Genomic DNA, 18,695 nt, shown 5'->3' with positions numbered 1-18,695 from the left:
TCTTGTAAAGCCAAACCGATTTCGGTTTGGCTTTTTTGTATAGCCCTATCACCTATCAAACTTCAGTTCCCAAAGCAACGATTGCGTCAACATCGGTTGGCTATCACTAACTGTGTTTCTTTTATCTCATCATGTTCCTTCCAGTATGTACGGCGATGATTAAGGCGCTTCAGCTTTTCTTATTCACCAAACTTTTTACATTAGTTTCTTGTTTATTCCAACTAAGTGAAGGAGATACTAGCATTATCAGCGAGAACTATAATGCAGGAGGTAACAGTATGAGTTGGACCGGTATTGCGATATTTATTCAATTGTTTTTTGGGATCATTATCGGACTATATTTCTGGAATTTGCTTAAAAGTCAACGAACACAAAAAGTATCAATCGATAGAGAATCCAAAAAGGAAATGGACCAATTGCGTAAAATGAGAGCGATCTCATTAACGGAGCCTTTAGCAGAAAAAGTGAGGCCATCTAGTTTTGCGGATATTGTTGGACAGGAAGACGGGATTAAATCATTAAAAGCCGCATTATGTAGCCCAAATCCTCAGCATGTCATCATTTATGGACCACCAGGTGTTGGAAAGACAGCAGCTGCAAGGCTTGTATTAGAAGAAGCAAAAAAAACAGCCAAATCGCCATTTAAACCATCATCTGTATTTATTGAATTAGATGCAACAACTGCTCGTTTTGATGAACGGGGAATAGCTGATCCACTTATTGGTTCAGTTCATGATCCTATTTATCAAGGGGCAGGTGCCATGGGACAAGCTGGGATTCCTCAGCCGAAGCAGGGGGCTGTAACAAATGCGCATGGGGGTGTCCTATTTATCGATGAGATTGGAGAGCTCCATCCGATTCAAATGAATAAACTATTAAAGGTTTTAGAAGATCGGAAAGTGTTTTTAGAAAGTGCGTATTATAATGAAGAAAACACTCAAATTCCGAATCACATTCATGATATCTTTAAAAATGGACTTCCAGCTGATTTTCGATTAATTGGTGCTACGACGAGAACGCCTAGTGAGATTCCTCCGGCCATTCGTTCAAGATGTATGGAAGTATTTTTCAGGGAATTATTAGAAGATGAAATAATTGAAATTGGCAGAAAGGCAGCAGAAAAAGTACATCTTAAGATTAGTGAAAAGGCTTTAGAAATCTTATCTTCCTATGCAAGGAATGGCCGAGAAGCTGTAAATCTAATACAAATTTCAGCTGGACTTGCAATAACAGAGGATAGAGATTACATAAAGGATGAAGATATCGAGTGGGTGATTCAATCAAGCCAACTTACGCCAAGAATGGAAAGAAAAATCAATTCAAACTCTGCAGTTGGCCTTGTTAATGGTCTTGCTGTCTATGGTCCAAATACAGGTGCGCTCCTTGAGATTGAAGTTACCGTTATTCCTGCCATAGAAAAAGGAAGCATCAATATTACTGGTATCGTTGAGGAGGAAAGCATTGGCGGACAAGGCAAGTCGATTCGCAGGAAAAGCATGGCAAGAGGATCAATTGAAAATGTCATTACCGTCCTCCGATCAATGGGTGTACCTGCAAATGACTATGATATTCATGTGAATTTCCCAGGCGGCATTCCAATTGATGGGCCATCAGCAGGGATTGCAATGGCAACTGGGATATATTCTGCTATTTACAAGCTTCCTATCGATCATACAGTCGCTATGACTGGGGAAATAAGCATACATGGACATGTTAAACCAATTGGAGGCGTCTACCCTAAAGTAAAAGCAGCTAAAAAAGCGGGAGCGAAAACAGTCATTATTCCTGAGGAAAATATGCAATCCATTTTAAATGAAATCACAGGTATTCGGATTGTTCCTGTCAGTCATTTAAATGAAGTATTTGATCTGGCACTCTTGAAAAACTTCCATAAGGAACAATCGATAACTGCTTCAATCGAATTGGCGAAAAAAGAAAGCATTTAGCGAGAGAGAAACTTCGGCTGATACTTTACGATGAAGCCGAAGTTTTATTTTTGTATAAATGGATTTGTTAACATGAGGATAAATAGGTAAGGAACCATTCGAGTGAGAATGGTGATATGTAGCATTTTCCTCTAATCTTACATCTGACTTCTGACATCTAGAATTAGACACTAACAAATAAATACGATAGAATTGTACAAAGAATTAATAACTAATTTTATGCTGATTAAGATATGCATTTGGAGGTGCTTTAGTTTGGCGAAAAAGAAAGAAATCATCGTCCCCCTCCTGCCGCTTCGAGGTTTGCTCGTTTATCCAACAATGGTCCTACACTTAGATGTAGGACGTGATAAATCGGTACAGGCACTTGAAAAAGCGATGGTAGATGACCATTTAATTTTCCTAACTACGCAAAAAGAAGTCTCAATAGATGAACCGATGGAAGAGGATTTGTATAGAAGAGGGACATTGACACGTGTAAAGCAAATGCTTAAGCTTCCGAATGGTACAATTCGGGTGTTAGTAGAAGGTCTCAAAAGAGCAGACATTATTGAATTCAATGATGAAGATACCCACTTCTCTGTACGTATTGAAGTGCTTGAAGAATTGATGACGAAGGATGTAGAGGACCAAGCATTAATGAGAACAATGCTTGAATATTTTGAGCAATACATAAAGGTTTCAAAGAAAATTTCAGCTGAAACATATTCTGCGGTTGCTGATATTGAAGAGCCAGGCAGAATGGCGGATATCATATCCTCTCACCTTCCTTTAAAACAAAAAGAAAAGCAAGAAATATTAGAAACAACGGACATTAAAGAACGAATGAATCATGTCATTGAAATCATTCATAATGAGAAAGAAGTTTTAAATTTAGAGAAGAAGATTGGTCAGCGTGTTAAAAAATCAATGGAACGAACGCAGAAGGAATATTATTTGCGTGAGCAGATGAAGGCCATTCAAAAAGAACTTGGTGATAAAGAAGGAAAAACAGGTGAGGTAGCTGATTTAACTGAAAAAATTGAAAAGGCTGGTATGCCTGAACATGTGGAAGTTACTGCATTAAAGGAGCTGGACAGGTATGAGAAAATCCCATCCAGCTCTGCAGAAAGTGGTGTGATCCGTAATTATATTGAATGGCTCCTATCTTTGCCATGGAGTGAGGCAACAGATGATGATTTAAACATTCAAAAGGCAGAGCGTATCTTAAATGAGGATCATTATGGACTTGAAAAAGTGAAAGAGCGTGTTCTCGAGTATTTAGCTGTACAAAAGCTTACGAATTCACTGAAGGGTCCGATTCTTTGCTTAGCAGGGCCTCCAGGGGTAGGGAAAACAAGTCTTGCACGTTCTATTGCTGCATCCTTAAATCGAAACTTTGTTCGGATATCACTAGGTGGAGTCCGTGATGAATCTGAAATTCGTGGGCACAGAAGAACCTATGTAGGGGCAATGCCAGGTAGGATTATTCAAGGGATGAAGAAGGCTGGCACGATCAATCCTGTTTTTCTTTTAGATGAAATTGACAAAATGTCAAATGACTTCCGTGGGGATCCATCATCTGCGATGCTTGAAGTATTAGATCCAGAACAAAATCATAATTTCAGTGACCATTATATTGAAGAACCATATGATCTTTCAAAAGTCATGTTTATTGCTACTGCAAATGATTTAGGCACAATTCCAGGCCCGCTTCGGGATCGAATGGAAATCATCACAATTGCAGGTTATACAGAGCTGGAGAAAATTCATATTGCAAAGGATCATTTATTGCCGAAGCAAATTCGTGAGCACGGTCTCTCAAAATCTCAGCTTCAAATTCGTGAAGATGGCATTCAAAAAATCGTCCGTTATTATACGAGAGAAGCTGGCGTGCGTAGTCTTGAACGTCAGTTAGCGACGATTTGCCGAAAAACAGCAAAGATACTTGTTTCTGGAGAAAAGAAAAAGGTCATTATCACAGAGAAGAATATTGAGGAGTTCCTTGGGAAAACGAAATTCCGTTATGGCCAAGCTGAATTAGAAGATCAAGTAGGGGTTGCAACGGGATTAGCCTATACGACCGTAGGTGGAGATACACTGCAAATTGAAGTATCCCTCTCACCTGGTAAGGGAAAATTAGTGCTCACAGGAAAACTTGGTGATGTAATGAAGGAATCAGCGCAAGCTGCATTCAGTTATGTCCGTTCAAAAGCGGAGGAATTAGAAATTGAAGAGGATTTTCATGAAAAATATGATATCCATATTCACGTACCAGAAGGAGCAGTCCCTAAGGATGGTCCTTCAGCTGGAATTACAATGGCAACAGCACTTGTATCCGCTCTTTCAGGAAAGCCGATTCGTAAAGAAGTAGGAATGACTGGAGAAATTACATTAAGAGGACGAGTGCTTCCGATCGGTGGATTAAAGGAGAAATCATTAAGTGCTCATCGAGCAGGGCTAACAAAAATTATTATTCCAAAGGATAATGAAAAGGATATTGATGACATTCCCGAGAGTGTTCGGGATGAGCTGCAGTTTGTACTTGTCTCCCATGTAGATGAAGTGCTGAAGCATGCATTAAATGGGAGGAAACAAATATGAAAGTAAATTCTGCTAATATCGTAATAAGTGCGGTAAAGCCTGACCAGTATCCTGGTGAGGCTTTGCCTGAGTTCGCTCTTGCAGGAAGGTCAAATGTAGGAAAGTCCTCTTTTATTAATAAAATGCTTAATCGAAAGAATCTAGCAAGAACATCATCAAAACCTGGAAAAACACAAACTTTAAACTTTTACTTAATCAATGAAATTTTACATTTTGTTGATGTACCAGGTTATGGTTATGCAAAGGTCTCCAAGAAGGAACGAGAAGCTTGGGGGAAAATGATTGAAACATATTTAACAGGAAGAGAGCAACTAAAGGCAGTTGTACAAATTGTTGATCTTCGTCATCCGCCATCAAAGGATGATGTTATGATGTATCATTTTTTAAAGCATTATGAGATTCCATGCATAATTATTGCAACAAAGGCAGACAAAATCCCAAAGGCAAAATGGCAAAAGCATTTGAAAGTTGCTAAGGAAACGTTAGAGCTTGATCCAAATGACCATATCGTCCTCTTTTCTTCAGAAACAGGTTTGGGAAAGGATCAAGCTTGGGGATTATTACAAAGCTATATGTAAGAGAGGAATTCCATTACAACTATGTAATGGGATTTTTTTTATTTAAGTAAGATATAATCGCACGTTGTGTATAAATATATGGTTAGTTTAGTCTACGTCCAGCAGCGGCACTTGTCGACTATCGAACTTTAGTACTGCTCCGCAATGATTGTGTCAAACACGGTTTGCTCAAGCTCATATCGAGAGGGGGGTTGCCCACTATGAGGGCGAGACCTTAGGCGCCTGCGCATTTGTTCAAAAATCTTGTCGAATAAAAAGGAATATGGAGGAGCTTGTAGCATTATCTATGAATAAGCAGAATCGAATGGGTCATCCATTGAGAACAGAGGATAAGAGAGTTAATGATTAATTATCACATAATATGAATTTTGGGAAAATTTCTATCATATGTTAAGGTAGGATGGACTTTAAAATTAAGAGAAATAAAAGGGGGCATTTCTACTAGTGAAACATTTTGGAAAAGGGATTATTTTATTTTTACTCATTTTTGTACTAGCTGCTTGTGGATCGAAAGAGGCTGGAACTGGCGGAATGAAGCTTGTAGATGAAGGGAAATTTACTTATGCATCTTCAGGTGAGTTCAATCCATTTAGTGTAACAAATGATGATGGAACAATGAGCGGATTTGATATTGATGTTGGTGAAGCAGTCGCGAAAGAGCTTGGACTTGAGCCAGTCCAGCATAAGTTTAAATTTGGCGGAATTGTAGAAGGAGTTAAATCAGGCCGTTTTGATGCTGCTGTGGCAAGCCATACAATCACAGAAGAACGATTAGAGGCAGTTAATTTTTCGATCCCATACTATTACTCTGGGCCACAAATTTATGTCCGTCCAGATAGTTCAGTTGAAACACTTGATGACTTAAAAGGTTTGGAAATTGCTGTAGCAAAAGGAACCACATATGCGACTGATGCGGAAAAAGCAACTGATAATATTAAATACTATGATAGTGATGTTGTTGCCCTCGAAGCATTGAGCAAGGGGAAGCATGATGCAGTTATTACTGATTTTATTACAGGAAAAGAGGCAATTGGCGCAGGGATGAATATTGAAGGAAAGGAACTTTTAGGTCGCAGTGACCAAGCCATTGCAGTGGCGAAAGAAAATACCGCACTCCTTGAACAAATAAATAAAGCGCTCGAGAAATTACATGAGGATGGAACGTTAACTGAGATCAGCAAAAAGTATATCGGAGAAGATATTACAGTAAATCCAGAAAAGGAATAGTCAAGTTGGGCGAATGTAGAGGCAATACATTCGCCTCTTCTTTTAAAAAGATGACAAATAAACAATAAGGAGGAAATCTGTGGACTTATTTACAAAATTCATCGACACATATCCAGTCTTTTTAAAAGGGATGCAATTAACCTTTGAACTGACGATCGTCTCTATCGTTATTGCTATCTTTATCGGGTTATTTTTTGCCTTTTTAAAAATATCAAATATTAAAATCCTTGAGTGGATTGCGGATCTCTATATTTTTATCGTACGGGGCACACCTCTTGTCGTTCTAATCTTTATCTTCTTTTTTGGCTTAACTGCATTAAATATTTCAGATTTTCTAGCGGTTGTTTTAGGACTTGCTTTTCATAATGGAGCCTATATTGCGGAGATATTTAGGGGAGCCATTCAATCTATTGATAATGGACAGATGGAAGCAGGGCGCTCGCTAGGAATGACGAAAAGCTTAACAATGAGAAGAATTATTTTGCCACAAGCAAGCAGACGAGCACTTCCGCCACTGGGTAATCAATTTATTATTGCTTTAAAGGATTCCTCACTAGCCTCCTTTATTGGAATGTACGAGCTCTTTAATGTCGCAACGACACACGGTTCTTTGAAATATGATTATATGAGCTACTTGCTCATTGTTGCTGTCTATTATTTAGTCCTCGTTCTATTCTTCTCTATTATCGTTCATTTAATTGAGAAAAAGATGTCTAGCAGTGATTAAGGAGGAAAATGCATGGATGAATCGATCATGATCAATGTAGAAAAGTTAAATAAATCTTTTGGAGACCTACATGTTTTAAAAGATATTAATATGGTTGTAAAGCAAAGTGAAGTCGTTTGCTTGATTGGTGCAAGTGGATCTGGAAAAAGCACCTTGCTTCGCTGTTTGAACTTTTTAGAAATCAAAGATAGCGGAATTGTAACGATTGGTGGGGAGAAAATTGAAAAAGAAACACATGATTTAAATGAAGTCAGAGCGAGAGTCGGCATGGTGTTTCAGCATTTCAATTTATTCCCACATAAAACAGTACTTGAAAATGTCATGGAAGCACCTATTTATGTAAAGAAACGTCAAAAAGAGGAAGTAATGAAGGAAGCAAAGGCTCTATTGAAAAAAGTAGGTCTTTCTGATAAAGAAAATGTCTACCCTTCAAAGCTCTCGGGTGGACAAAAGCAGCGTGTTGCCATTGCAAGGGCGCTTGCAATGAAGCCGGAGATCATGCTTTTCGATGAACCAACTTCCGCACTTGATCCTGAACTAGTGGGCGAAGTTCTTTCAACAATGAAGGAATTAGCTGAAGAAGGAATGACGATGGTTGTTGTCACACATGAAATGGGCTTTGCGAAAGAAGTGGCTAATTGGGCTGTCTACTTGCATGGGGGAAAAATTGTAGAAGTTGGACACCCGAAAGATTTGTTTACTAACCCAAAAGAAGAACGAACAAAGAACTTTCTAGATTCTGTTTTGTAATTTATAGAGACAGGGGGAAAAGTAAATCCTGTTGATTCAGAGGGATAGCAAGAAAAAGAAGCAAGCGAATGAGCAAATATTTCGTTTGCTTCTTTTTCTAGTTATGACAAGGGTTACTAGGGAAGAGGTGGAAAGCTGCTGATCCCCATTATCTAGGATTATGAAGGTCCGTACTTACTGGTTTGGGAAATCAGGTTGAGTAGCCGAACTGATAAATAGACGGAAAAAATCCGCTTATTTCTTAATTATTAATAAAAAATGCGAAAATAAGCGGAGAAATTCCGCCTATTGACTCAAAAAATCGAAAAACGGCTGATTTTCCGATGGATAAGCGGAAAAATTCCGTCTATTTCATCAAAAACGAGCTTCTTTCTGTGTTTAAACGGAAAAATTCCGTTTATTTTACTTATGCTGGTGAATTGATTAAGGACAAGTTCTCCTATTTAATCGGAAGTGAGATTATAAAAAGAGATGTGCTTTAGCAAATTTCATATATAGATGTGTTAGTTGAAAAACTAGTTCTTTTTTTAGATGCGAAACCACTGTATTTTACTGTGTAATTTTATAGGATTATGAATACAGTTTTGCTATTTCACAACTAAACTACTTAGTGAATCCCCCACCTATTTTTTAGATAACCGCTATGGAAAGAAATAGCGGTTTAATCGTACATCCGCCTATTTTTTCTTCACAAATAGTAAATAACCACCAATTAAGATGAAAAGGATTGGCCAGAATTTCCAAGCGGTTGTCACTCCAGTTTCTAAAAATCCAAGCCATCCGATGATTCGATCATAAAAAAGTAATAGAATGGATAATAATAAGAAGAGACAACCAGAAAATAGTCCTGATCCCGTTTTTTGATATTGAAGCAATAATCCGAGTGCTAATATTAAAATAAAAATACCAATATGATCTGGCCAAACTTCTAGCCGATTTACTATATGAAAATGCAGACCAAAGCCTGCTAGGATCGTACCTGGCAAAATGGCATGATAATCTCTTGCCCCATAGCCTTGAAATAAATAAGCGATGCCAATGATAATGAGCAATGTTGGCCAAGTGAAATAGGGCTGTAAAGTAGGAATGTTTATTTGTTCAAGAAAAAAATAAATTCCAAAGCCTATAAGGATCATTCCTGGGAAAATACGCTGATTCTTCATATTCACACCACTTCCAATAAGGATTACTTGAATCCACTAAGTTTTTTTGTTACTGTACATATGGGAGGATTTTGTCGAATGAATGAAAGTGAATAAGGGTATAGAATTTCGATTTTATCGTCATTATTTTTTATTTTACCATATGTTTTCACTATCTGTTCACATTTATCCGCTAGACAAAATGATAGAAATGTTACAATTAAAGTAGTATTGTGCAATTTAATTGGGGGGTCAATTGAAACATGCATATTGTCGCAGTCGGTCTAAATTATAAAACAGCCCCTGTCGAAATTCGTGAGCGTTTGACTTTTAATCCGTCTCAGCTTGCAGATGCAATGAAAACTTTAAATAATAAGAAGAGCATCTTAGAGAACGTGATATTGTCGACATGTAATCGGACTGAGATCTATGCGGTTGTCGATCAGCTTCATACAGGCCGTTACTATATTAAAGAGTTTTTGTCAGAGTGGTTTCAAATAGATAAGGAAGATTTCTCGCCATATTTGTTTATATATGAGCAAGAAGGTTCAGTAGAGCATTTATTTAGTGTAGCCTGTGGATTAAATTCGATGGTTCTTGGAGAAACTCAAATTTTAGGACAGGTTCGTACGAGCTTCTTGCAAGCACAGGAGCAAAATACAACGGGTACAGTGTTCAATCATCTTTTCAAGCAAGCAATCACGCTTGCCAAACGTGCACATTCTGAAACAGATATTGGTGCAAATGCTGTCTCTGTAAGCTATGCAGCGGTTGAATTGGCAAAGAAAATTTTCGGTTCATTAGAGAACAAGCATGTTCTTATTCTTGGTGCTGGAAAAATGGGTGAGCTTGCCATTCAAAATCTTCATGCAAATGGAGCAAGCAAAGTGACGGTTATTAACCGTACGTTCGAAAAGGCACAGAATTTAGCTGATCGCTATGATGGTCAAGCGAAATCACTTAAAGAACTTCAATGTGCACTTCTTGAGGCAGATATACTTATTAGCTCAACAGGTGCGAAAGAATTTGTTATTACTAAATGCATGATGATGCAAGTGAATAAATTACGTAAAGGAAAGCCATTATTTATGGTAGATATTGCTGTTCCTCGTGATTTAGATCCGAAGCTAGCAGAGTTAGATAGTGTATTCCTATATGATATCGATGATCTTGAAGGGATTGTAGAAGCGAATCTTCAGGAACGTAAGAAGGCAGCTGAACTGATCGAGCTGATGATTGAAGGGGAAATTGTTGATTTCAAACAATGGTTGAATTTATTAGGTGTCGTTCCAGTTATTTCGGCATTGCGTGAAAAGGCATTAACCATTCAAGCTGAAACAATGACGAGCATTGAAAGAAAAATGCCAAATTTAACTGATCGAGATAAGAAAGTGTTAAATAAGCATACAAAGAGCATTATTAATCAGCTGTTGAAGGACCCTATTTTACAGGCGAAGGAAATGGCTGGACAGAAGGATGCTGAGAAGGCATTAGAATTATTTGTGAAGATTTTTAATATAGGAGAACTTGTTTCTGAAGAGCAGGAAGTAAGGTCAGCCGAACCACAGCGCTCACTTGCTCAATCACCTCAGGCTTCCTTTCAATGATAAGGAGTACTGTCCATGCTTGAAATCTATATGACACGACTGCATGAATTTACAGTCGTACTTTATGCCTTATGTGTCTTGCTATATTTTGTTGATTTTTTGACGTCTAACCGGAAGGCAAACCGAACCGCCTTCTGGTTACTTTCATTTGTATGGGGTTTGCAAACGATTTTCCTTATTTTGTATATGTTAAAAACAGGAAGATTTCCTGTTCTAACGATATTCGAAGGGCTTTATTTTTACGCTTGGGTGCTCATTACATTATCATTGATCATTAATCGTCTGCTTCGAGTTGATTTTATTGTGTTTTTTACAAATGTTATCGGGTTCATGATCATGGCTATACACACGTTTGCCCCTATGCAATATGAATCCCATGTGATGGCCCAGCAGTTAGTTTCAGAACTGCTGCTCATACATATTACTGTTGCGATCCTTTCATATGGTGCTTTTTCTCTTTCTTTTGTGTTTTCATTGCTCTATTTGATTCAATATGATCTTTTAAAAAGAAAGAAGTGGGGACCGCGTCTACTGCGTCTAGCTGATTTAACCCAGTTGGATAAGATGTCCTTTGTTTTAAATGTGATTGGCGTTGCGTTACTCATTATTAGTCTAATACTAGGTGTAATCTGGGCTTATATTAAAGTCCCTGACATGATCTGGTACGATTCAAAAGTGATCGGGTCGTTCATTGTCCTAGTTATTTATAGCATTTATTTATATTTAAAAGTGGGAAAAGGAATGTCAGGAAACAAGTTGCTTTCATGGAATCTTGCATCCTTTCTTATTGTATTAATTAATTTCTTTTTATTTGGGAAATTATCGTCGTTCCATTTTTGGTATTCTTAGGTTGTATAAAATTCGGAGGTTATTATGAGAAAAATTATTGTTGGATCACGTAGAAGCAAGCTGGCATTAACACAAACAAATTGGGTAATTAAGCAATTAAAGTCAATTGATCCATCTTTTGATTTTGAGGTTAAGGAAATTGTGACAAAAGGCGATCGAATCTTAGATGTTACGCTCTCTAAAGTAGGTGGAAAAGGGCTATTTGTAAAGGAAATTGAACAGGCCATGCTTGATAAGGAAATTGATATGGCTGTTCATAGCATGAAAGATATGCCTGCAGTTCTGCCAGATGGCCTTGTGATCGGCTGTATCCCAGAGAGAGAGGATCACCGTGACGTGCTCATCTCTAAAGGCCATGTTCGATTTGATGAACTTAAGCCTGGAGCCATTGTGGGGACAAGTAGTTTAAGACGTGCGGCGCAGCTGTTAGCTCGTCGTTCAGATATTGAAATTAAGTGGATCAGAGGAAATATTGATACTCGATTAGCAAAATTAGAAACGGACGAATATGATGCGATTATTTTAGCAGCAGCTGGTTTATCAAGACTTGGCTGGGCAGCTGATGTTGTCACAGAATTCCTTGATCCAGATATTTGTTTACCTGCAATTGGGCAAGGTGCTTTATCGATTGAATGTCGCGGTGATGATGAGGAATTACTTGGATTATTGAAGAAATTCACATGTGAGACGACAAGTGTAACCGTTACGGCGGAAAGAGCGTTTCTTCATAAAATGGAAGGTGGCTGCCAAGTGCCGATCGCAGGTTATGCGGTCATCAATAGCAAGGGCGAAATCGTGCTTACATCACTTGTCGCATCACCTGATGGGAAAATTATTTACAAGGAACAAACAACAGGAACAGACCCTGAAGCAGTTGGAACGGAAGCTGCTAATGCGTTAATTAGTCTTGGTGGGAAAGAATTAATTGATCAAGTGAAAGCGGAGATGGATGGCGAATGAACGCCTCCGCCTCCCCTCTAAAGGGGAAGAATGTACTTGTACCTAGGAGCAGGGGACAGGCAAAATCATTTTCTGAGTTAATTAAAGGCTATGGCGGGAATCCTATTGAAATCCCGCTTATTGCCTTTAAGCCAGTCCATCCTTCCGAAGAAATCTTAGCAGTTATTCATCAATTGCATACATATGATTGGTTGATTTTCACTAGTAGCATAACGGTTGAATTATTTCTATCATTTGTCTCGCCATTAGAAAGAGGCAAACTTCCGAGAATTGCGGCAATAGGTACGAAAACGGCTAGCTTTATCGAGGCTCAAGGACTTCGTGTTGATTTTGTTCCAGAGAAATATGTTGCTGAGGAATTTGTAGAGGATTTTTTACCCCATGTTAAAAAGGGGATGAAAATACTCATTCCAAAAGGGAGCTTAGCAAGAAATTACATTGCTACTGCTTTTACAGCGCATGGGGCAATTGTTGATGAAATTGTTATATATGAAACGTATTTTCCAGAGGAGAGCAAGAAATTAATTGTTGAAGAGCTTTCTCGAGATAAATTGCATATTCTTACCTTTACGAGTCCATCTACGATTGATCATTTGATGAGTGTCGTGAAAGAGTACAATCTTTATAGGCATCTTGAAGGATGTATCATCGGTTGTATCGGACCAGTAACTAAGGCAAGAATTGAATCCTACGGTTTGCCAGTGCATAGTGCACCGGATGTATTTACTGTGAATCATATGATAAAAAGTATAATCAATTATTTAGAAAATGAATAGCGGAGGGTATGAAATGGATATACAATTCACACGCCATAGACGATTACGCCAGACTGCAAATATGCGTGCACTCGTACGTGAAAATCATTTAAGAACAGATGATTTCATCTATCCAATCTTTGTTGCAGAGGGAAAGGATATTAAGCGTGAAATCCCCTCAATGCCGGGAATTTATAATTTATCTTTAGATCATCTGGAAGAGGAAATGAATGAGGTTGTCGATTTAGGCATTAAATCGGTTCTTCTATTCGGTATTCCTCTAGAGAAAGATGAGTGTGGCGAACAAGCATATCATGATCATGGGATTGTTCAGGAAGCTACACGCTTTATAAAAGCTAAATATCCAGAGATGATCGTCGTTGCTGATACATGTCTTTGTGAATACACAAGCCATGGCCATTGCGGTTTAATTGAAGGGGATCAAGTATTAAATGATGCGTCTCTAGAATTACTTGTTCAAACAGCTGTCAGTCAAGCGAAGGCTGGAGCAGATATCATCGCTCCATCTAATATGATGGACGGATTTGTTGCGGCTATTCGTGCTGGATTAGATGAAGCAGGATTTGAAAATATTCCAATTATGTCTTATGCGGTGAAATACGCTTCAGCATTTTATGGTCCTTTCCGTGATGCAGCGGATAGTACCCCACAATTCGGTGATCGGAAGGCTTATCAAATGGACCCAGCAAACCGGATGGAAGCATTGCGTGAAGCAGAATCTGATTTAATGGAAGGTGCTGACTTCCTGATTGTGAAGCCTGGCATGCCTTATCTGGACATTGTTCGTGATGTGAAAAACAACTTTAATCTTCCGCTTGTTATTTATAATGTGAGCGGTGAGTATTCAATGGTTAAAGCAGCTGCGCAAAATGGCTGGATTGATGAAGAAAGAATTGTCATGGAAATGCTGACTGGTATGAAACGTGCAGGCTGTGACCTAATTATTACATACCACGCAAAAGATGCGGCAAGATGGCTGAAGGAACAGTAAATGTAAGCTTCAAATTTAGGTATGCATTTTAGGTGCGTTAAAAAATTAAGGCTCTTTACTAAAGGTTTGTTGCTTTTGAATCAAATGTTTGAATGAATATGATTGATTAACTAGGTCGGTTGATTGGAGCAACCTGGAGTGGAAATCAACCTTTACCAACTTTATCTTAATAAGCAACAATGTTTGCGAAAACAGCCAAAAATAATGAAAGAGGGGTTCATTCATGCGCTCATATGAGAAATCGATTCAGGCTTTTAAAGAAGCAAAAACATTAATGCCTGGAGGAGTAAATTCACCTGTTCGTGCATTTAAATCGGTAAACATGGATCCAATTTTTATGGAGCGAGGCAAAGGCTCAAAAATTTATGATATCGATGGCAATGAATATATTGACTATGTATTGTCATGGGGTCCACTTATTTTAGGACATACAAATGATCGTGTAGTTGAAGCATTAAAAAAGGTAGCAGAATTAGGTACAAGCTTTGGTGCACCGACGGTTACTGAGAACGAGTTAGCAAAATTAGTTATTGAACGAGTGCCATCGATCGAGATCATCCGCATGGTTTCATCTGGAACGGAAGCAACGATGAGTGCATTAAGATTAGCACGTGGCTATACAGGGCGTGACAAGATTCTAAAGTTTGAAGGCTGTTATCATGGCCATGGGGATTCACTCTTAATTAAAGCTGGATCAGGTGTTGCTACGCTTGGATTACCTGATAGCCCTGGCGTACCAGAAGGAATTGCTAAAAATACAATTACGGTTCCATACAATGATTTGAATAGTGTAAAGTATGCTTTTGAACAATTTGGAGAAGATATTGCCGGAATCATTGTTGAGCCTGTTGCTGGAAATATGGGACTTGTTCCACCACAGCCAGGATTTTTAGAAGGATTACGAGAAATTACGACTCAATATGGTGCGTTATTGATCTTTGATGAGGTTATGACTGGCTTCCGTGTTGGTTATAATTGTGCCCAAGGACATTTTAATGTGACGCCAGATCTTACATGTCTCGGAAAAGTAATTGGCGGTGGGCTTCCTGTCGGTGCTTATGGCGGAAAAGCAGAAATTATGGAGCAGATTGCGCCAAGTGGACCAATCTATCAAGCAGGTACTTTATCTGGAAATCCACTTGCAATGTCAGCAGGCTATGCAACATTAAGCCAGCTTACTCCTGAAAGTTATGTGGAATTTACGCGTTTAGGAGACATGCTTGAAGCTGGAATAAAAGCAAGTGCGGAAAAATATGATATTCCAAATACGTTCAATCGTGCAGGCTCTATGATCGGCTTCTTCTTTACAAATGAAAATGTCATTAACTATGAAAAAGCAAAAACATCAAATCTTGATTATTTTGCTGCATACTACCGTGAAATGGCTAATCAAGGGGTATTCCTGCCACCTTCACAATTTGAAGGCTTATTCTTATCAACAGCCCATACGGATGAAGATATTGAAAAGACACTTCAAGCTGTCGATATTGCTTTTTCAAAACTTAAAGGATAACCAATGTTAAAAACACTCATCTCCAACGGATGGGTGTTTTTTGTTTGTTAGAGACTTTAAAATAGTTGCTATCGATCCTTTCATAAGTCATGACAAATGCACTTTCACCCTCTGTAATCAAAATAGGGAAATTTACGACTTTTCCGGTCATAATTAATTCTATTTTTTCATAAATTGTAAATGACATAGTGATTATGTGTGATGTGTTATGTGATGAAAGGGGGAGTCGCTTTGTCTCAAGGGAATCCATCGTGTTTACGATTTTCATTAGAAGAGTCCGTCTGGTTTCAAAAAGGACAGGAAGTACTTGAGTTAGTATCCATATCGTTAGATCCAGATATTTTGATTCAGGAAAATGATCAATATGTTACGATTCAGGGAGCACTGGAGCTATCAGGTGAATATAAACGCAATGAAGAAGTAGAAGCGGAACAGAACGAAACATTTGCTACACCAAAATTTGTTCAAATCGTTGAGGAAAGAGAAGAAGGAATATGTGAGTTCTCTCACTTTTTTCCAGTAGATATTACGATCCCTAATAATCGAATTCAGAGCATTAATGACATTGATGTACAAGTGGAATCATTTGATTATGTTTTTCCAGAAAGAAGTTGTATGAAGCTTTCAGCGAATTTAATGATTATTGGCTTATACGGTGAACAGCAGCATGTTCCGGCAATGGAAGAAGAAGTCGTAGAAGTAGAACTTGAACCGCAATATCGATCAACATCAACTATTGAAGCAACAGAAAATCCTGTTGAAGTTAATGAACTTGAGAAAGAAGAGGAAAGAACAGAAATATTTGTAAGTCCTGCATTTAATGAAGAGGTAGAGCAGCCAGAGGATGAGGAAGCATATCTTCCATTTGAAGCAGAGGCAAGAAAACAGAATGAAGAGGAAGCGCCAGTAAAGGAAGACATTCAACTGGAACCGGAAATCTCATTTTCTGCGCAAAGAAGTGAGGAGCCACCTCCTTCAGCTAATGATGTTTTTGGCATTCCTGATGAGAGCCCTGCAATTGAAGAGTTGAATGAAATCATAGTAGAAGAAGTAGAAACTCCTGAAGTCGTTGAAGAAACAGCTGAAAAAGGTAGTAAGCCAAAGAAAAAGTCAAAGAAAAGTATGTCATTAACCGAATTTTTTGCCCGTAAGGAAGAATCAGAGAATGTGGCAAAATTGAAGGTATGCATTGTTCAAAATGGTGACACCATTGATCAAATTGCTGAAAGGTACGAAGTGGGTGTGCATCAATTATTAACTGTTAATCAATTGGAACTTAGCCAAGATATTTATGAAGGGCAAGTGCTATATATTCCGGTTGCTGTAGCCCGCTAGAAGAAAGCAAAAACAGGCTGGGCGGGTTGACGAACACCTGCTTAGGCTGTTTTTTCGTTATTGTGGATTGACTTATAAATGACTGAAACTGGCTGATAAGTCACAGGATTTTGCTGATAAACTACTAAATAAGATTAGTAGTGAGGGATCTTCAAGTTTAGCTAAGCTGTACTTCTGTTTTCAATGAAAGAGAGTGGATTCTTATGCCTAAAGAGAATCGTTTGAAAAAAGTGGCACCAATATTAAAGCATTACGCACTTGAACCGCATTTTGTCGAGGAGCTTGGCCGTATTAGAAAAATTTATACAAATAAAGGCATTTTTGCGTTAAAAAAAATTGACCCAAAGCATGGGGGCGATTTCATTCGGCATGTACAGGCATTGTTTCAAAAAGGCTATAACCGAATTGTCCCCATTTTTCCAACAGTTGATGGACGATATGCTGTTTTATATGAGAATGATCTGTATTATTTAATGCCATGGCTAGCAAATGTGGAAAAGGAAAATCGTTTTGAACGGCATCAGCAGCTTTTTCGTGAGTTGGCAAGACTTCACACATTATCAGTTAAAGAGGTCTCCATTAGCAGTGAGGAAAGAAAAGAGCATTATGAAAATACATTGCTTGAATGGGAAAAGGAAAGAGAGTTTTTAGAAGGTTTTATTGAAGTATGTGAGAAAAAAGAGTATTTATCCCCATTTGAATTGTTGTTTGCCCTTTATTACCATGAAATTAATCAGGCATTGCAATTTTCAGAGAAACGTTTAAAGACATGGTATGAAAAAACAAGTGAAGATGAGAAGGCAAGAATCGTAACAATTCATGGAAAAGTCTCAACAGAACATTTCCTGTTTGATGAGAAAGGCCATGGATATTTCACTAATTTTGAAAAATCAAGACAAGGTTCACCACTCCATGATTTATTGCCCTTTCTATCACGATCATTAAAAACCTATCCAAAACAATCAGACGAAAGTGTAGACTGGATTTATACGTATTTGAAATATTTCCCTTTTAAAGAAGAGGAATTATTGCTTTTTCAAAGCTATTTTGCGCATCCAGGAGGGGTCATTCACTCAGCAGAAAAATATTTTAGAGGAGAGAGTAAAGGAGGAGAACGAAAGTCGGTCAAAAACTTTCAGAGGCAATTTTGGCTACTGAAAAATACCGAATATGTCTTAATGAAAATTGAAGAAATTGAAGCAAAAAAAGCACAAGAAAAAGCGATGGCTGAAGCCCAAGCACAGGCTGAGGCACAAGAAGGAGCCCAAAATTAACGTTGATTTTGGGCTCTTATATTACGTTTAGATGCAAAGCTACTGCTAACAAAATTAAAAGAGTAAGTAAAAGTACGTCGAGCGTAAATGGAAATAAAATTGTTCGTATCCCCTGAAAGACACAAATAGGAATAATAAATTGTGCACATGCCCCTCTAACTTTTCTTAACCACGGCGGCAAAGTATATGGACTGTATTTCCTCTTCATTCCGCATGCCCCTTTTCTAAAAATCCCTTTCTACAATAATATGTGTAATCTACAAATATAGTGCCTATAATTTGTATATGCCCTATTAAATTAGTAAGGGTTATACATCTAAAGAGAGATAATGGACGTATTAGCCTGTGTAAAAAATGACACATTCAATATAGAAATGAATAAATTATTAATAATATGGAAATTAATATTGACTATAATCCGTATTCTTCGGTAGTAT

General features: G+C 38.0%; 16 protein-coding genes. 14 read left to right on the top strand and 2 right to left on the bottom strand.

The window, feature by feature from the left end:
- Positions 1-278 precede the first annotated feature (278 nt).
- From lonB to J2Z40_RS05775, 6 genes are all read left to right on the top strand, one after another.
- Positions 279-1,946, top strand: coding sequence for an ATP-dependent protease LonB (lonB, locus tag J2Z40_RS05800; protein WP_066396461.1), 1,668 nt, complete (start codon positions 279-281; stop codon positions 1,944-1,946).
- 255 nt (positions 1,947-2,201) lie between these two features.
- Positions 2,202-4,529 (top strand): endopeptidase La, encoded by a 2,328-nt coding sequence (gene lon / locus J2Z40_RS05795; protein ID WP_066396459.1) that lies wholly within the window; start codon positions 2,202-2,204, stop codon positions 4,527-4,529.
- Positions 4,526-5,107, top strand: a complete 582-nt coding sequence (yihA, locus tag J2Z40_RS05790; protein WP_066396455.1) for a ribosome biogenesis GTP-binding protein YihA/YsxC — start codon at positions 4,526-4,528, stop codon at positions 5,105-5,107. The genes lon and yihA overlap by 4 nt, the downstream gene beginning before the upstream one ends.
- A gap of 444 nt (positions 5,108-5,551) precedes the next feature.
- On the top strand, positions 5,552-6,334 hold the full coding sequence (locus J2Z40_RS05785; protein ID WP_066396453.1) for a transporter substrate-binding domain-containing protein: 783 nt from the start codon (positions 5,552-5,554) through the stop codon (positions 6,332-6,334).
- Between the two features lie 79 nt (positions 6,335-6,413).
- The gene (locus J2Z40_RS05780) at positions 6,414-7,061 is read left to right on the top strand and encodes an ABC transporter permease subunit (RefSeq protein WP_066396451.1); all 648 of its coding nucleotides are present in this window, start codon (positions 6,414-6,416) and stop codon (positions 7,059-7,061) included.
- Positions 7,062-7,073: 12 nt separating this feature from the next.
- Positions 7,074-7,811 carry an amino acid ABC transporter ATP-binding protein gene (locus J2Z40_RS05775; protein ID WP_066396449.1) on the top strand — a complete coding sequence of 246 codons (738 nt, stop codon included), beginning with the start codon at positions 7,074-7,076 and terminating at the stop codon, positions 7,809-7,811.
- A 677-nt stretch (positions 7,812-8,488) separates the two neighbouring features.
- On the opposite strand, the gene J2Z40_RS05770 is transcribed toward J2Z40_RS05775, so the two are convergent.
- A complete protein-coding gene (locus tag J2Z40_RS05770) occupies positions 8,489-8,998 on the bottom strand; it encodes a LiaI-LiaF-like domain-containing protein (protein ID WP_425351366.1) in 510 nt (169 codons plus the stop codon).
- Between the two features lie 218 nt (positions 8,999-9,216).
- Between J2Z40_RS05770 and hemA the strand changes: the two genes are divergently transcribed.
- The 8 genes from hemA to ysxE all read left to right on the top strand — a co-directional run bounded on the left by hemA (position 9,217) and on the right by ysxE (position 18,258).
- Positions 9,217-10,560, top strand: a complete 1,344-nt coding sequence (gene hemA, locus J2Z40_RS05765; RefSeq protein ID WP_066396441.1) for a glutamyl-tRNA reductase — start codon at positions 9,217-9,219, stop codon at positions 10,558-10,560.
- Positions 10,561-10,575: 15 nt separating this feature from the next.
- Entirely contained in the window at positions 10,576-11,409 is an 834-nt protein-coding gene (locus tag J2Z40_RS05760) for a cytochrome C assembly family protein (RefSeq protein WP_066396439.1), read from the top strand.
- Between the two features lie 24 nt (positions 11,410-11,433).
- Positions 11,434-12,369: a hydroxymethylbilane synthase gene (gene hemC, locus J2Z40_RS05755; protein ID WP_066396437.1), complete on the top strand. Its 936-nt coding sequence runs from the start codon at positions 11,434-11,436 to the stop codon at positions 12,367-12,369.
- Positions 12,366-13,145: a uroporphyrinogen-III synthase gene (locus J2Z40_RS05750; protein ID WP_066396434.1), complete on the top strand. Its 780-nt coding sequence runs from the start codon at positions 12,366-12,368 to the stop codon at positions 13,143-13,145. Before hemC ends, J2Z40_RS05750 begins: the two co-directional genes overlap by 4 nt.
- A 13-nt stretch (positions 13,146-13,158) precedes the next feature.
- Positions 13,159-14,136: a porphobilinogen synthase gene (hemB, locus tag J2Z40_RS05745; RefSeq protein ID WP_066396432.1), complete on the top strand. Its 978-nt coding sequence runs from the start codon at positions 13,159-13,161 to the stop codon at positions 14,134-14,136.
- A gap of 223 nt (positions 14,137-14,359) precedes the next feature.
- Complete coding sequence (hemL, locus tag J2Z40_RS05740; RefSeq protein ID WP_066396429.1) at positions 14,360-15,649, top strand: glutamate-1-semialdehyde 2,1-aminomutase; 1,290 nt, start codon at positions 14,360-14,362, stop codon at positions 15,647-15,649.
- 231 nt (positions 15,650-15,880) lie between these two features.
- Positions 15,881-16,984 (top strand): stage VI sporulation protein D, encoded by a 1,104-nt coding sequence (spoVID, locus tag J2Z40_RS05735; RefSeq protein WP_083953936.1) that lies wholly within the window; start codon positions 15,881-15,883, stop codon positions 16,982-16,984.
- 203 nt (positions 16,985-17,187) lie between these two features.
- A complete protein-coding gene (ysxE, locus tag J2Z40_RS05730) occupies positions 17,188-18,258 on the top strand; it encodes a spore coat protein YsxE (RefSeq protein WP_066396426.1) in 1,071 nt (356 codons plus the stop codon).
- Positions 18,259-18,274: 16 nt separating this feature from the next.
- On the opposite strand, the gene J2Z40_RS19735 is transcribed toward ysxE, so the two are convergent.
- Positions 18,275-18,466, bottom strand: a complete 192-nt coding sequence (locus J2Z40_RS19735) for a hypothetical protein (protein WP_083953935.1) — start codon at positions 18,464-18,466, stop codon at positions 18,275-18,277.
- Positions 18,467-18,695 lie beyond the last annotated feature (229 nt).

It is taken from the genome of Cytobacillus eiseniae (assembly GCF_017874625.1).
GTDB classification, from domain to species: Bacteria; Bacillota; Bacilli; order Bacillales; family Cytobacillaceae; genus Cytobacillus; species Cytobacillus eiseniae.
Note: the sequence above shows the minus strand (reverse complement) of the source record. Positions and strands in the feature narration are given on the sequence as shown.

What these genes read in the sequence shown, in the direction of transcription:
- lonB (WP_066396461.1), top strand. Translation starts at nt 279, where the DNA reads ATGAGTTGGACCGGTATTGCGATATTTATTCAATTGTTTTTTGGGATC.
- yihA (WP_066396455.1), top strand. Translation starts at nt 4,526, where the DNA reads ATGAAAGTAAATTCTGCTAATATCGTAATAAGTGCGGTAAAGCCTGAC.
- J2Z40_RS05775 (WP_066396449.1), top strand. Translation starts at nt 7,074, where the DNA reads ATGGATGAATCGATCATGATCAATGTAGAAAAGTTAAATAAATCTTTT.
- hemA (WP_066396441.1), top strand. Translation starts at nt 9,217, where the DNA reads ATGCATATTGTCGCAGTCGGTCTAAATTATAAAACAGCCCCTGTCGAA.
- J2Z40_RS05760 (WP_066396439.1), top strand. Translation starts at nt 10,576, where the DNA reads ATGCTTGAAATCTATATGACACGACTGCATGAATTTACAGTCGTACTT.
- hemC (WP_066396437.1), top strand. Translation starts at nt 11,434, where the DNA reads ATGAGAAAAATTATTGTTGGATCACGTAGAAGCAAGCTGGCATTAACA.
- J2Z40_RS05750 (WP_066396434.1), top strand. Translation starts at nt 12,366, where the DNA reads ATGAACGCCTCCGCCTCCCCTCTAAAGGGGAAGAATGTACTTGTACCT.
- hemB (WP_066396432.1), top strand. Translation starts at nt 13,159, where the DNA reads ATGGATATACAATTCACACGCCATAGACGATTACGCCAGACTGCAAAT.
- hemL (WP_066396429.1), top strand. Translation starts at nt 14,360, where the DNA reads ATGCGCTCATATGAGAAATCGATTCAGGCTTTTAAAGAAGCAAAAACA.
- ysxE (WP_066396426.1), top strand. Translation starts at nt 17,188, where the DNA reads ATGCCTAAAGAGAATCGTTTGAAAAAAGTGGCACCAATATTAAAGCAT.
- J2Z40_RS19735 (WP_083953935.1), bottom strand. Translation starts at nt 18,466, where the DNA reads ATGAAGAGGAAATACAGTCCATATACTTTGCCGCCGTGGTTAAGAAAA.